1 protein-coding gene is annotated in these 240 nt (G+C 63.8%); it reads right to left on the bottom strand.

Annotated elements, in window-relative coordinates:
• Positions 1–240, bottom strand: a 240-nt coding sequence (locus tag J5M56_RS26400) for an LLM class flavin-dependent oxidoreductase (protein WP_207938237.1), incomplete at both ends; no start/stop codon positions are given.

Raw genomic sequence — 240 nt, 5'->3', positions numbered from 1 at the left:
AGTACTCGCCCCTGTGATTGAGGGCGTGCAACTTGGCCGGGTCTAGGAAGCGGCCACTAGTGCGGTCCCGAGGGAAGGCATCGTCCTCGTACGAATTCCAGAGACCTTGCACCACCTGGACATGTTCACGGGCAATGCGGTAGCGCACGGCATGAGGCGGGTGCTGGTCCTTGCCGAAGTTATCCGCGGTACCCGACAGCCACGATGTCACCACGTTCCAGCCGGCGCGGCCGCCGCTGA

The sequence above is a fragment of the Pseudomonas sp. 51_B genome, from assembly GCF_017491595.1.
In the GTDB taxonomy this organism is placed as follows: domain Bacteria; phylum Pseudomonadota; class Gammaproteobacteria; order Pseudomonadales; family Pseudomonadaceae; genus Aquipseudomonas; species Aquipseudomonas promysalinigenes.
This window is presented reverse-complemented; position numbering and strand designations above follow the sequence as displayed.